Below are 14,543 nucleotides of genomic sequence, written 5' to 3'. Positions count from 1 at the left end.
GCTGAGACGTCAGCAGGACAAGGCTTCTCCGCGAGAATTTTCCTGAGAAAATGCAGGGGGGATAGAGCACGAAGAGAGGGGGTAAACGCGTCGAAAACAGGAACAGTGAAGAAGAAAAATGCGGCTAGCGTTGACAACATGCGTGCTTAACGCTTTCTTCCCCGATGGCTGGTTCCGATACGTTGGCTTTCCCTTGTTTTAAAATGTTTGAAAATTGCGTATGCCGCGATGGCAATAAGCAGAACCGATAAAATGGCTAAAATCATAATTATTTCTCTGTATATACTATTGCGGTACGATAACAAATTACCTGTTTTTGTTAGGTGTTACAATGTGGGCCAAGCGGTTTAAGATTAATCTTTTCTTTTAAGAATATTCCCTAATTCCGTATAATTTGCCTAGGATTCCAGCGTAATTACTTATTGTGGGTCATTTACGATGCTGTGTTTATAAATTCCGCTGCCGTTTGATATCCTTATCAAATACGCTGATGTGATAAATAATGAAGGGATATAGCATAAGGTGATTTTTATCACGTTATGTTTCATGATGTTACAGTACCCGTTTCACGTATCATTAGGCTTTTTGTGCTGTGGCCTGCGCCCTGAGGCGCATGACGCCTGACATGCGCCGTAATGGTGTGAAAATGCGTGTAAAGCGTTACTATTCAAAAATTAATTATTTTTAATGTTGAGATATGCCATGTCTGGATTGCTTCCCTCCGCGCTTCAACAGGATTTGGCCCGCTTCGAGCAGGCGTTGTTACAGTTGGCAGATACGCTTGCATTGGATTTGTCGCAATTCGACGCGGATCATATAGCATTGCGCTGTAATCAAAGTACGACAGCAGAACAGTGGAAAGAAACGTTATTAACGATAGGGGTATTAATATCTGAAAATCAGATTAACGGGCGGCCCATTTGCCTTTTTTCGCTTAACGAAAAAATAGTTGTTGGTCCATGGAAGATCGATTGTATTGAATTACCTTGGCCTGGTCAGCGTTTTTATCCCAATGAAGGTTGGGAGCATGTTGAATTGGTCTTAGCAGGCGATTCTGAGACGCTGCACGCACGTGCTTTGGCGTGTCTTTCCGACCAGGCATTGGCCTCTCCGCGTATTACTCTCAAGTTCAGTCAGCCCGGCAGTGACAAAGAACGACTGCCTAATTCCACGTTAGCGGTGAGCGATGGCGCAACTACCATCAAGTTTCACCCGTACTCGATTCGTGAGGTAATTGCTAGCGAGCAGGGTTAAGCGCTGTCGCTGATGGCTGCTGAATATCTTTTGGTAAAATTTGTGTGACATGTCATGGATAGCACGGGGGCAATCCTGTCCTCTGTGACTCCGCTCTCCTTTGCATTTTTATTCAGATGCCATATTTATCCTAAAGCCATAGCGTGCTATTTGATGGTGCAATGGTCACAGCGCAATGTGACGCAGGCGGGAGAGATCAAATGTCAAAATTGGAAGTGTGCTGTTATAGCGTTGATTGCGCGCTCACGGCAGAGCAAGCGGGAGCAGACAGAATTGAGCTCTGTGCGGGCCAACGGGCAGGTGGGCTGACGCCAAGTTATGGCGTTCTGGCAGAGGCGCGCAGCAAGATATGGCTGCCTGTTCATCCTATTGTACGGCCGCGCGGCGGGGATTTCTGATACAGTAACAGTGAGTTTCGCACCATCCAGTACGATATTCAACGCATCAAAGAGATGGGATTTCCGGGGGTGGTTGTCGGCGTGCTCGATGAAGAAGGGCATATCAATCTGACGCGAATGAAGACTCTGATGGCGCTGTGTGAGGGAATGGCAGTGACGTTCCATCGCGCGTTCGATCTGTGCCTGAATCCGCATGTAGCTTTGCAGCAACCTCACCGATCTGGGCGTGGTGAGCGTGCTTACATCGGGTCAGCAGCAAGCAGAAAACGGATTAACATTATTGCGTGAACTAACCCGTGCGAGTCGTGGTCCAATTATTATGGCGGGAGCAGGTGGTACGTTTAACCAACCTGCATAAATTTCAGCGCAGCGGTATTCAGGAATTACACAATTCAGCCGGTCATTGGCTCCCTTTTACAATGCGTTTTCGCAAAGTGGGGGTGTCCATGTGTTCGGATGCTGAAAGCGATGTGGACGAGTTTAGCCATTATTGCGTTGATGGCGACATTGTTGCTGAAATGAAGCGCGTACTGAATGCCAGTTGCGAATCGGTTACCGTAGCCTGAGGCTGCTGAAAACCCGCTCAACGAGTCCTTTACCGCGCAGCGTCCCTTGATTGGGTTTGCTTGCGAATACCAAGCCCCGGCGTGTTGCCGGGGCTTTTTTTCTTGCGAATATCGCGTTATTGCTTTGGGTGCTAGAGTTATAATTCGTTAAGCAATATTGACGGCGCGCGTATGGGATAAGTAGGGGTGATGCTATTTTATCTAGGCTACGAGGCATCTCCACCCGTTGAGGCATGCTTACTCGGGTAAGATGTCGCTACAATCCACCTTGTCCGGTGTCTACGTTGTAAACGGAGAATTAACGCATTTTTCTGGCAACAATACCCCACGTCAGACACCTTATCGCTATCTATTACACCACAGGTTGCGGGGGTAAATTGATAGAGCTATTTTATTAAAAATTTCGTTTTGAATTTTCTGTCTTTGCCAATTGAAAAAAAGTTATTCGTCAACGCGTTTGTTTATGTGCATGTGGTGAATATAGACTTGATTAACTTTACGTTGCGGTATTGCTATTCATCGCAGGAACGTTCATTTTTCGACTAATTAATGCGTTAACAAATTCGGTTTTACCTTCCTCAATCGGGCACCAAAAATAAACCTGCTACGCTTGTTAGCGGAATTGCAACTGTGCACTTCCGACAATCGATGGTGATATTAGCGCAACTGCGCCTATGAATGTCGTTTGCAATTAAACAGGGCTTGGTCTACGAGGTCAGCTATGCTGAAAAGGAAGAAAGTAAAACCGATTACGCTTCGTGATGTAACTATTACTGATGATGGAAAACTGCGTAAGGCGATTACCGCAGCGTCGTTGGACAACGCGATGGAATGGTTTGATTTTGGTGTCTATGGTTTTGTTGCTTATGCATTAGGAAAGTGTTTTTCCCAGGAGCTGATCCCAGCGTACAGATGATTGCTGCGCTTGCAACCTTCTCCGTTCCCTTCCTGATTCGACCGCTTGGCGGTTTGTTCTTCGGTATGCTTGGTGATAAATACGGTCGCCAGAAGATTCTGGCTATCACGATTGTGATTATGTCGATTAGTATCTTTTTAATCGGCCTGATTCCGTCATATGCCTCAATTGGTATATGGGCCCCCATCTTGCTGCTGTTATGTAAGATGGCACAAGGGTTTTCGGTCGGAGGTGAATATACTGGCGCATCGATTTTTGTTGCCGAGTATTCACCAGATCGTAAGCGCGGATTTATGGGGAGTTGGCTTGATTCCGGCTCAATTGCCGGTTTCGTCATGGGAGCGGGGGTGGTGGTACTGATCTCTACCATTGTGGGTGAGAAGAATTTCCTCGACTGGGGCTGGCGCATTCCGTTTTTCATCGCATTGCCGCTAGGGATTATTGGCCTTTACCTGCGTCATGCTCTGGAAGAGACACCGGCATTTCAGCAGCATGTCGATAAAATGGAACAGGGCGATAGAGAAGGGTTGCAGGAAGGGCCAAAAATCTCCTTTAAGGAGATTACGACGACCCACTGGCGTAGTTTGTTGGTATGTACCGGTTTGGTGATTGCCACCAACGTTACCTATTATATGTTACTTACCTACATGCCGAGTTACTTGTCACACAACCTGCACTACTCGGAAGACCACGGGGTGCTGATTATTATTGCTATTATGATCGGGATGCTGTTTGTTCAGCCGGTAATGGGACTGCTCAGTGACCGTTTTGGTCGTCGTCCGTTTGTTATTATTGGGAGTATCGCGCTATTTGCATTGGCAATTCCGGCGTTTGCTCTAATCAACAGCAACTATATCGGTTTGATTTTTACTGGTCTGTTAATGCTGGTAGTTATTCTCAACTGCTTCACCGGGGTGATGGCTTCGTCATTACCAGCGATGTTCCCGACGCATATTCGTTACAGCGCGCTGGCAGCTGCATTTAATATCTCGGCAATGATTGCCGGTCTGACGCCGACTTTAGCCGCTTGGCTGGTGGAAAGTTCGCAAAATCTGATGATGCCGGCTTACTATCTGATGGTGATCGCCGTGATTGGTATCATGACCGGTATCACCATGAAAGAGACAGCAAACCGTCCGCTGAAAGGGGCTACGCCTGCGGCTTCGGATATTCAGGAAGCGAAGGAAATTTTGGGCGAGCACTATGACAGCATTGAGCAGAAAATTGAAGATATCGATCAAGAGATTGCAGCGTTGCAGGTAAAACGGTCGCGTCTTGTGCAGCAACATCCAAGGATTGATGATTGAACCTGGGGAAGGCGTCTTTAATGGATTGGTTGCTCAAAAGATGTCACATCATTCTACAATATCGAAACATCCCTTTAATGATGGTTTAGGTTACGCAATATACTATTTCAATAGGCTATATCTTGCATATGTACAGCGATTAAGACTTAAACCTACAGAAAGGACAAAATATGAAAATTTCTGCGATTGTTGCATCTTTTGCTCTGGTTGGCTTTTGCTTTACTGCAAATGCCGCGACGCTTAATAATATTGTGGTGTACGCGACAGCACAATCTAATGGCTCAATGTCCGTTGGTGATAAAAGCGCTTACACAAAGACCTTTGAGGTCGTTGTGGCCAAATTATCCGGTAAAGATATGGATTTATCAAAGCTTTGCTTAAAGGCTTACACCCCTGACAATAAAGCGTTCAAACTTGATACAGTCGATGAAGCATTGACCACTGGAATGTTAAAGGATGGGAAACCTGTCAAAGGGATAGCGACGTTCGCCTCTGAGGATGATGCAGTCTTTAAAGCGGCCCTGGTAAAAACATCTGACGATTGTAAATAATAAGAGAAAGCATCCTAACAGGCTGCTTTCTTCGGAATTGCCCTGTATTGTTTTTTTTCGATCGTCTCAGACTGTGATTTTATGAGCCATTGAGGGCTCGTGATTCTGTATTCGTTATGGGTTGGATATTCAATTAGTGAGACCTGAACTCAGCATAATGCTGACGGCCAATAATCATGGCGATATGGAATCGAGTTGCAGGTGGAATACCACATTGTTTCAGATAGTCACAATGCAACCGCATACTTTGAATCAGGTATAAATGCTGTGCTGGCGAAATACGTGGTTGGTTGGTGTTAGACTTTATAAAGACCTCAACGTCTGGTGGCTGTGATAGCCTCGTCGTCCTTGTACTGGCCGTAACAGGGGAATCTGTGGTTATCCAATTGAAAAAGAAAATTTCATTTCTTTGCCTACCACGCCTCAAAGGCTGCAACAGGGTTATACAGCTCGTTGCATCTGTGTAGCGCTCTCTCAGATTTCAATGTTATTTATTGTTGGCGCTTATATTTGGTTGGCACCATAAGGTTAATGCCTTGTTTCCGAGGGATGAAAACAAATTTCACTGCAAAATCTCGGCAATATTTTAAATACGTCACATTGTTCCCCGGCCTATTAACGGGGTTTTTACATATTTATCGAAAGTATTGCTGGTGCGGATAAATATTATGACAGAGGCTAAGACTGGATAATGCCTATAACGCTCGCCATACAGGATGCTGATTATTGCCAAGAGCCCAGTGTTCCTCACGTGGTGTAAGGCAAACGCCGCCCATCCAGCGAGACTGTGGTGCAAAATCAAGCCAATAAGCGCTGCCTTGAAGTACGTCGTGGCCGAGCGGGGGTTAATTCCACCGTTTGCATGGCTTCTTCATCTGCCGCTGTTTTAACACGAAGCAATGGGGTTACCCCAATCATTAAGGGTCTGACGGTGGAATAGAACATCATGTCCCCCATATAGGGCAGCGGATCGCGATGGGTGATCAGTTCTCTGAATACGTTTCTGAGTCTGGTTGGTCCGGATTGCGCAATATACTGTAACGACAGGCGTTCAGTCAGAGAAAGACCGTCGTTGATACCCGGTAATTCTTGCAGCAATCGGCGCAAGGCGCGGGAGAGATAAGGCAATATGGGGTGTTCTCGCTGAGCGAGTGTAAAGAGCGCTTCGGGTGAGGGGGAACACCAGGCTGACCAGGCAAGGCGCGCCAGTGTGAATGCATCGTCGGGCACAGCCTGACGTTGCGTCCAAAGCCAGGCCAACACATCCGGCGATAATTGCCCCAGCCCAATAAACCGTTTCACGCCGGGTATAGCAGCAACCGCGATAAGCTCAAGTTTTTGCGGTAGGCGATCCAATGCTGCGAGTGTGCGGATGAGAAACAACTGGTCGTATGGATCAGCCTCACACCATAACACGGCATGCTCTGCGTCAGGTAAACGCTGCCACAGCGCATATTCCTCGTCAAAACGCCGCGTGACGTCACTGGCATCCAACTGAAATGCTTGTTGAATAAAGGTACAGCGTGTCTTGCGGTAGAGGGAAAACGGTATATCGTCAACCGGCCCCATGGATAGAGGGTCAGTAAACGTGTGGAACGCTCCGTTAAAACCGGCAAGCCGTAGGCTGTGCTCAATATCATTGCCACAGCGCCAATGTTGGGTTTTTGTTTCGTCATCTGCGACGAAATTGGGATGACGTCTGGCAAAGGTAATCGCATCCACATGTGCTTTCAACTTTGGCCAACTGGCGAACCCTAAGTCGCGCGCAATTAACCACTGTGCGCTGGCAAGGGTGATATGGGATGTCGGGTTAAGGCGGTGAAGCAATGCTAACTTTTCAGGCTCAACGCCCGATTTGAGATGTTGAAACAGTTCTTTAGCGCGTTTGCGTTGTTGAACAAGGCTAATGTGGCCATTGTTAACCAGATGTTCAGACATACGATCTCCTTTCCAGAACCTTATCCGCATTCAGGTGGGGAGTCGTAACCTTGAGGTTGCTTACTTGTCTTGGGCACAGCCCTTTCCGCGGAAGGCGGCGCATTCCACGCCGAACCACCACTATACCCCGTGGGCGGAAAGGGTGCAATAACATGTATTAACCTATCTGTTCTTGCCAACGCATTCCTAAAAAAGGTTTCCTCCTACGACCGGTTTAAGAATATTGCGTTTTATGATGTTACAAGAACCGATATCGGGCTTCTCAATATATGACTGTTAAAATTTTCTGAAAAAACGTTTGGCTTCTTTAGCAATTTTGTCCGCGCTGCGTCTAACTTCATTTTCAACCCTTGGAAAAACACGATTAATTTCGTTTCCAATTCGTTCACCTAAACTTGTATTGTTACTATTACTTGATTGAATCAATTTCTCAATATCATCTTTTAACTGATTAAGATGGGCATAGTTTTTAGTGTTATCTTCACCGAGTTCAATATTGTTTTTAATCGCGTTTATCGTAGTTGCAGTGGTTTTTAATAACTCATTAATACTATTATTGGTTTTGCTCACGATAAGGATTTTTGCTTGATTTGTATCAAAGAAATCTTTAAAGCAATTTATTTCGCAACAGGTATAGTCGGGGTGTATTGAAGATAACTTGTTTTTAATAAGTTCAATTCTTAATGCCGTATTTGTACTTTCTTGCGAGGAACATTGAGGTGAGGAAACAGCGTGTGTTGTAACAGAGGTACTCGAAGTAGATGGTAGCATATTCATGACTCCCAGTTGATGAGTGGAAGGATGATATGACAAAAAAATTATCATTATATCAGGTTATTGCCTTGTGTTTTGTAACATAATTATGAATTATGGAATTTTCCTAAAGTAAATACAATGCTCAGTGAAAAATGTCAGATATTAGGTTCTGGTGTGGAGTCTGATGCAGCAATAAACAGGGAGTAAAAACCCGGCTCGGTGCCGGGGATGATATGCTAAGGATTACGTGCAACAATCACTGCACGCAGCGGCGCAGGGTAACCTTCACGGGTTTTGCTGTGGTCGTGAGGGTCGAGGAAATCGGCCAGCGATTCGGTGGTCATCCATGACGTTCTGCGCTGTTCCTCCAGGGGGGTGACACAATGGTCGACGATGCGCACGTCGACAAAACCGCACTTTTCCAGCCAGCGTACCAGCGCAGAGGCAGAGGGAATAAAGTGGACATTACGCATTTGCGCGTAACGCTCACCGGGCACCAGCACGGCATTCTCATCACCCTCGATAACCAGCGTTTCCAGCACCAACTCTCCGCCGGATACCAACTGATTTTTTAGCTGCCAAAGGTGATCGAGTGGTGAACGGCGATGATAAAGTACGCCCATGGAGAACACGGTATCAAACGCGGCGAGTTCCGGCAGTTGTTCGATGCTAAGCGGCAGTACATGCGCACGCTGATCGTTACCAAGCAGTTTACGTACGGCTTCGAATTGGCAGACAAAAAGCTGCATGGGATCGATACCTACGGCCAACTGAGCACCCGCGCCGACCATGCGCCACAGGTGATAACCGCTGCCGCAGCCGACATCCAGAACCAAGCGGTTCTGCAATGGGCTGATGTGGGGAGCCAGACGTTCCCATTTCCAGTCTGAACGCCATTCTGTGTCGATATTCACGCCGTAAAGCGAATACGGCCCTTTACGCCACGGCATCAGTTGACGCAGGCGTACTTCGATCCCTTCGCGCTGGCCAGCGCTGATATCGGGCAGTCGAGCAGCGGTGACGCTCTGTTGCAAATCCAACGTAGAAGGCGTTACGTCGGGCAGATGTTCCACGGCGTTAAACCACTGTTTAAACTTTCCGTGTAGCGATTCTCGCTGCCACGCGCTCAGTTGCGCTGGCAACGTGTTTAACCAATGGCTTAATGGATCTTTTGCGATAAGCTGATAAAAATTGCCGAAATCGATCACGCCTTATCCTCAGCTTTTAGCGCCAGTAACGAACCAAAATTAAAGCATTGAAACCACACTTCGCTGTGTTGAAACCCGGCTTGTGCCAGACGAGATTTGTGGGTTTCTACCGAGTCTGTAAGCATTACATTTTCCAGCATATTGCGTTTTTGGCTGATTTCTAATTCGCTGTAGCCATTTGCCCGTTTGAAATCGTGGTGCATGTTAAATAGCAGCTCACCCACCTTGGCATCTTCAAAGCTGAATTTCTCTGATAACACCAATGCCCCACCGGGGGCCAGGCCCTGATAAATACGGTCCAACAGCGTTTTCCGCTCTTCGGGTGCCAGAAATTGCAGGGTAAAATTGAGTACCACCAGGGAGGCATTTTCAATAACGATATCGCGGATATCGGCCTCGATGACGTCGACGGGGGTGGCAGCGCGGAAAGCATCAATGTGGCGGCGGCAGCGTTCAATCATCGCGGGCGAGTTATCGACAGCGATGATTTGGCATCCCGAGGCCTGAATGTTACGTCGCATTGACAGCGTAGCGGCACCCAGCGAGCAACCCAGATCGTAAATCCGAGTATTGGGTTTGACGAAACGCTCGGCCAGCATTCCAATCATGGAAATAATATTGGAATAACCGGGAACGGAGCGCTGAACCATATCAGGAAAGACTTCAGCGACGCGTTCGTCAAAGGTCCAGTCACCAAGGTGAGCTATGGGAACAGAAAAAAGCGTATCGCGATTTGACATGATGGACACGAAGTAGCAGTGCAGTTAATAAAAAAGGTGGCACAGTCTAGCAAACATCGTTGAGAAAGTCTGTGTACTTGCGGCGCGGCGTATCAAGACGCGCCGTTTAGCGCAGTTAGTAAAGCGTCAGCACCAGTTCCCAGGGGAGATAATAAAGATTGAACAGCGCCATCAATACCAGCGAAGCGTAAGTGGCTTCCATACCGGTACGGCGCCAGCGAAATTCACGCTGGCGCAGGCCAACATAGTGAAAAAGGCGTCCAATAATGAGCAATATACCGCACAGATGAATCATGATGACCAACGCGCCATTCATTTCCATCAACACTAATAAAATCGCCCCAATGGGAAGGTACTCTACCGCATTGCCATGTACCCGAATAGCGGTCTGCAATTCATAAAAACCACCGTCTCCGTACGCGACACGATATTGCATCCGCAGTTTAACCACATCAAGAGACAGCTTTACCAGCAACAATGCGCCAAGCACCACGTAGAGCGCGCTTACCATGTTCCACTCCATTGTCTGACAAAAATTGCCTGACAGAAAATATTTGACCGACTTCGGCTGGCAGAATGATAACTGTCTGTTGTCATACTGTCGCCTTTAATGTTTGCTTTTAAAAAAAAAGCAGTTCAAAACCTGAACTTATAATAAAAAATGCTAAAAAAGCCTTTTAATGCGTTGCTGTTTTAGCTTTGTTTAAAACAAAGCATCCTGTTGCGGCCAGTCAGGGCGCGGCGGGCAGGCAGTGATGACGGGTTCCAGCAGTGGCCAGATCGCCTGCGCCAGCGGTAATACATTGCCAATATCCGGGGTGTGAATAAACAGAAAAGGGGAATACCCCTGCCAGGCCTTCAGCTTGTCAATCCAGGGCGTAAACCAGCGCAAATTGTCTGTAATGTCTTCATTGCCAATAAACCGGATTGACGGTTGCTGTGCTGTCAGTAGCACATGAACTGGCAAGCGCGGTTTTTTTCGCTGGGCTTCCTGCATGGCGGGCGTATCAGGTTGCGCACGATGCACCGGGCGACTGTCCAGCATAATCCGATCGATAGCGCGCTGCGCAAGCCCTTGGTTCAGTTGGCGCTCAGCATCGCCTTTGGCAAAAAACTCAAGGTGTCGCACTTCCACGCCATAGTTGAACGTCTGCGGTAGCGTATCAAGAAAACTCCACAAATCGGGTAACTGCGCAGGCGAAAATGCCGCCGGAAGCTGCAACCAGAATTGTCCAATACGCGGGGCGAGCGGTTGCAGGCAATGAAAGAACTGACGCGTATCCTCATCACAGTGACGCAACGCTGCCTGATGGCTGATGGTCGCAGGAAATTTGAAACAGAAACGAAAATTGTCGTGGGTCATGTCCCGCCAGCGTAATACGCTTTCGGCAGAGGGCAGTGCATAAAACGTCGTGTTGCCTTCCACGCAGTTAAAATAACGCGCGTAGTCGGCCAGATCGCGCAGACCGAACTTGTGCCAGGCGGGATGTTGCCATTGTGGTAAGCCAATAAACATTCCGTTGCAACCCCTTAACAGAGTGGATAACAGTAAAACATTTTTTAACCGAGAGGGAATTCTCACGATTCTTGCGACATATCACCTCCGGAAACCTCTTCACTCTTATCGTTCCGGGGAATATCCTTTATAATAGCCACCTTTTTTTACTGAACAGCAATCCAGAATAACCATACCGCGCAAAAAAACACCGTTATTTCCTTATGCGTGGGGTAAAGCCGCTGTGATGTGTAGAACCTGTGCGTTTTATAGAACCGGGTGTTTTGCATAACACGTGATGATGCGGTCTGGCCGGTGCTCTCAGGTGTGGTTTATATCTCGTTGAGATTGTTTCTAGCGTGATTGCTCAAAAGGACATCGTAATGCGTACTGAATATTGTGGACAACTAAACGCGTCCCATGTGGGCCAGGAAGTGACATTGTGCGGTTGGGTTAACCGTCGCCACGATCTGGGTGGTTTGATCTTTATCGATATGCGTGACCGCGACGGCGTGGTCCAGGTGTTTTTCGACCCCGATCGGCAGGATGCTTTCACTCTGGCGTCAGAACTGCGCAACGAATTCTGCATTCAACTGACGGGCGTGGTGCGTGCACGACCTGAAAGCCAAGTGAATAAAGAGATGTCTACGGGTGAAGTGGAAGTGTTTGCGACAGCGCTGACGATTATTAACCGCTCAGAGCCATTGCCGCTGGATGCTAACCAAACCAACACCGAAGAAGCACGCTTAAAATACCGCTATCTGGACCTGCGCCGCCCTGAAATGGCCACGCGTTTAAAAACCCGTGCGCGTATTACCAGCTTTGTACGTCGTTTTATGGACAGCCACGGCTTCCTGGATATTGAAACACCGATGCTGACCAAAGCCACTCCGGAAGGTGCGCGCGATTATCTGGTGCCTAGCCGGGTGCGCAAAGGTAAATTTTACGCGCTGCCGCAATCCCCGCAGCTGTTCAAGCAATTGCTGATGATGTCCGGTTTCGATCGTTACTACCAGATCGTCAAATGTTTTCGCGATGAAGACTTGCGCGCGGATCGCCAACCGGAATTTACCCAGATTGACGTCGAAACCTCCTTTATGGCGGCACCGCAGGTGCGTGAAGTGATGGAGAAGCTGGTGCGTGAACTGTGGCAAGAAATTTTGAGTGTTGATCTGGGTGATTTCCCGATCATGACCTTCGCTGAAGCCATGCGCCGTTTTGGCTCCGACAAGCCTGACCTGCGTAACCCGCTGGAACTGGTGGATGTGGCCGACCTGCTCAAAGACATCGAATTTAAAGTGTTCTCCGGCCCGGCTAACGATGCCAAAGGGCGTGTGGCGGTGATCCGCGTACCGGGTGGAGCGCAACTGAGCCGTAAACAAATTGACGAATACGGCAAATTTATTGAGATCTACGGTGCCAAAGGTCTGGCCTATATTAAAGTGAATGAGGAGGCAAAAGGACTGGAGGGGATTTCAAGCCCGGTTGCCAAATTCCTGAATGAAACCGTTTTGACAGCACTGCTGGAACGTACTGCGGCGCAGGATGGCGACATTCTGTTCTTCGGGGCAGACAGTGCGAAAGTGGTGACTGATGCGCTGGGTGCGCTGCGTCTCAAATTGGGACGAGACCTCAACCTGACCGATCTGACAAGCTGGAAACCGTTGTGGGTCATCGACTTCCCGATGTTTGAAGAAGATGGCGAAGGTGGGTTGGCAGCGATGCACCACCCGTTCACTTCACCGCGTGATATGACGCCGGCTGAACTGGAAAGTAACCCGATTTCGGCCATTGCCAACGCGTACGATATGGTGTTGAACGGTTATGAAGTGGGTGGCGGTTCTGTGCGTATCTACAACAGTGAGATGCAACAGACGGTCTTCCGTATTCTGGGCATCAACGAACAGGAACAGCGTGAAAAATTCGGCTTCCTGCTGGATGCGTTGAAATACGGTACACCGCCGCATGCCGGTCTGGCTTTCGGTCTGGACCGTCTGGTGATGCTATTGACCGATACGGAGAACATCCGTGACGTGATCGCATTCCCGAAAACCACGGCGGCTGCATGTCTGATGACAGAAGCGCCGAGTTATGCCAATCCGGCAGCGTTGGAAGAGTTGTCTATTGCCGTGGTTGTGAAAACGAAACCTGCGCAGGATGCGGAGTAACAGTAGATGGCCTATAAGAGTCCCGTTTCGGCCCTGATCGTTATCTACGCTCAGGGTACCGGACGGGTGCTGATGCTTCAGCGTCGCGATGACCCCGATTTTTGGCAGTCCGTCACGGGCAGCCTTGAAGAGGGAGAAACCGCGGCGCTTACCGCGCAGCGCAAAGTGAAAGAGGAAGTCAGCATTGATATCGCCGCTGAGGGGTTATCGCTTTTTGACTGTCAGCGCTGCGTCGAGTTTGAGCTTTTTGCTCATTTGAGACGTCGCTATGCCCCCGGTATTACGCACAATATGGAACACTGGTTCTGTTTGGCGTTGCCGCGTGAACGTGAGGTCATTCTCACCGAACATCTTGCCTACCGCTGGTTAGCGGCGCCCGAGGTGGCGCAACTCACCAAATCGTGGAGCAATCGGCAAGCGATTGAAGAATTCGTTATTTATCCGGCCTGAAGAGGCTTTTTTCGGAGATTTTTATGGCAGGTCATAGTAAGTGGGCCAACACAAAACATCGTAAAGCGGCACAGGATGCAAAACGCGGCAAAATCTTTACCAAAATTATCCGCGAACTGGTAACGGCGGCGCGTCTGGGCGGCGGCGATCCAGGCTCCAACCCGCATCTGCGTGCGGCGATCGATAAAGCTCTCTCCAACAACATGACGCGCGATACGCTGAACCGTGCCATTGCGCGCGGTGTTGGTGGAGATGAAGACAACAACATGGAAACCATCATTTATGAAGGTTACGGCCCTGGTGGCACGGCGGTGATGGTGGAGTGCCTCAGTGACAACCGCAACCGTACCATATCCGAAGTGCGCCATGAGTTCACCAAATGCTGCGGTAACCTGGGGACGGACGGTTCCGTGTCTTATTTGTTCACCAAAAAGGGCGTTATCTCTTACGCTCCAGGATTGGATGAAGATCAAGTAATGGACGCAGCGCTGGAAGCGGGCGCTGATGACGTGGTGACTTATGATGACGGCGCTATCGATGTGTTTACCCCGTGGGAAACCTTCGGCCAGGTGAAAGATGCGCTGGATGCAGCCGGTCTGAAAGCGGAGTCCGCTGAAGTTTCCATGATCCCATCGACCAATGCAGACATGGATGCAGAAACGGCACCGAAACTGATGCGTCTGATCGACATGCTGGAAGACTGCGACGATGTGCAGGAAGTTTACCACAACGGTGAAATTTCCGACGAGGTGGCGGCAACGCTGTAATGGCGTTCTCTCCGCTTACGCTAGTCGTG

The 14,543-nt window shown here is 48.6% G+C and carries 11 protein-coding genes and 2 pseudogenes; 7 read left to right on the top strand and 6 right to left on the bottom strand.

Going from position 1 to position 14,543, the window contains the following annotated elements:
• Positions 1-702 precede the first annotated feature (702 nt).
• From ACMZI0_RS05695 to ACMZI0_RS05680, 4 genes and pseudogenes are all read left to right on the top strand, one after another.
• Positions 703-1,254, top strand: a complete 552-nt coding sequence (locus ACMZI0_RS05695) for a VOC family protein (RefSeq protein ID WP_415672236.1) — start codon at positions 703-705, stop codon at positions 1,252-1,254.
• A 200-nt stretch (positions 1,255-1,454) separates the two neighbouring features.
• Positions 1,455-2,218 (top strand): annotated as a pseudogene (gene cutC, locus ACMZI0_RS05690) (copper homeostasis protein CutC).
• 721 nt (positions 2,219-2,939) lie between these two features.
• Positions 2,940-4,441 (top strand): annotated as a pseudogene (gene proP, locus ACMZI0_RS05685) (glycine betaine/L-proline transporter ProP).
• 170 nt (positions 4,442-4,611) lie between these two features.
• Complete coding sequence (locus ACMZI0_RS05680; protein WP_415672235.1) at positions 4,612-4,992, top strand: DUF4354 family protein; 381 nt, start codon at positions 4,612-4,614, stop codon at positions 4,990-4,992.
• A gap of 798 nt (positions 4,993-5,790) precedes the next feature.
• Here ACMZI0_RS05680 and ACMZI0_RS05675 read toward each other — a convergent pair.
• From ACMZI0_RS05675 to ACMZI0_RS05650, 6 genes are all read right to left on the bottom strand, one after another.
• Complete coding sequence (locus ACMZI0_RS05675; RefSeq protein ID WP_415672234.1) at positions 5,791-6,930, bottom strand: DUF1835 domain-containing protein; 1,140 nt, start codon at positions 6,928-6,930, stop codon at positions 5,791-5,793.
• A gap of 276 nt (positions 6,931-7,206) precedes the next feature.
• Complete coding sequence (locus ACMZI0_RS05670) at positions 7,207-7,701, bottom strand: hypothetical protein (RefSeq protein ID WP_415672233.1); 495 nt, start codon at positions 7,699-7,701, stop codon at positions 7,207-7,209.
• Between the two features lie 221 nt (positions 7,702-7,922).
• Positions 7,923-8,894, bottom strand: coding sequence for a tRNA 5-methoxyuridine(34)/uridine 5-oxyacetic acid(34) synthase CmoB (gene cmoB, locus ACMZI0_RS05665; RefSeq protein ID WP_415672232.1), 972 nt, complete (start codon positions 8,892-8,894; stop codon positions 7,923-7,925).
• A complete protein-coding gene (cmoA, locus tag ACMZI0_RS05660) occupies positions 8,891-9,634 on the bottom strand; it encodes a carboxy-S-adenosyl-L-methionine synthase CmoA (protein WP_415672231.1) in 744 nt (247 codons plus the stop codon). The genes cmoB and cmoA overlap by 4 nt, the downstream gene beginning before the upstream one ends.
• 115 nt (positions 9,635-9,749) lie before the next feature.
• Positions 9,750-10,145 carry an MAPEG family protein gene (locus ACMZI0_RS05655; protein ID WP_415672230.1) on the bottom strand — a complete coding sequence of 132 codons (396 nt, stop codon included), beginning with the start codon at positions 10,143-10,145 and terminating at the stop codon, positions 9,750-9,752.
• Positions 10,146-10,337: 192 nt separating this feature from the next.
• Positions 10,338-11,150: a DUF72 domain-containing protein gene (locus ACMZI0_RS05650; RefSeq protein WP_415672229.1), complete on the bottom strand. Its 813-nt coding sequence runs from the start codon at positions 11,148-11,150 to the stop codon at positions 10,338-10,340.
• A gap of 362 nt (positions 11,151-11,512) precedes the next feature.
• Here ACMZI0_RS05650 and aspS point away from each other — a divergent pair, with 362 nt between their 5' ends.
• From aspS to ACMZI0_RS05635, 3 genes are read left to right on the top strand one after another with little or no spacing between them, the layout of a single operon-like run.
• Entirely contained in the window at positions 11,513-13,297 is a 1,785-nt protein-coding gene (aspS, locus tag ACMZI0_RS05645) for an aspartate--tRNA ligase (RefSeq protein ID WP_415672228.1), read from the top strand.
• A 6-nt stretch (positions 13,298-13,303) separates the two neighbouring features.
• Positions 13,304-13,747 (top strand): dihydroneopterin triphosphate diphosphatase, encoded by a 444-nt coding sequence (gene nudB, locus ACMZI0_RS05640; RefSeq protein ID WP_415672227.1) that lies wholly within the window; start codon positions 13,304-13,306, stop codon positions 13,745-13,747.
• 23 nt (positions 13,748-13,770) lie between these two features.
• On the top strand, positions 13,771-14,514 hold the full coding sequence (locus ACMZI0_RS05635; protein ID WP_415672226.1) for a YebC/PmpR family DNA-binding transcriptional regulator: 744 nt from the start codon (positions 13,771-13,773) through the stop codon (positions 14,512-14,514).
• Positions 14,515-14,543: the final 29 nt, after the last annotated feature.

Origin of the sequence: Symbiopectobacterium sp. (genome assembly GCF_047692315.1) — a bacterium.
Lineage (GTDB): Bacteria > Pseudomonadota > Gammaproteobacteria > Enterobacterales > Enterobacteriaceae > Symbiopectobacterium.
This window is presented reverse-complemented; position numbering and strand designations above follow the sequence as displayed.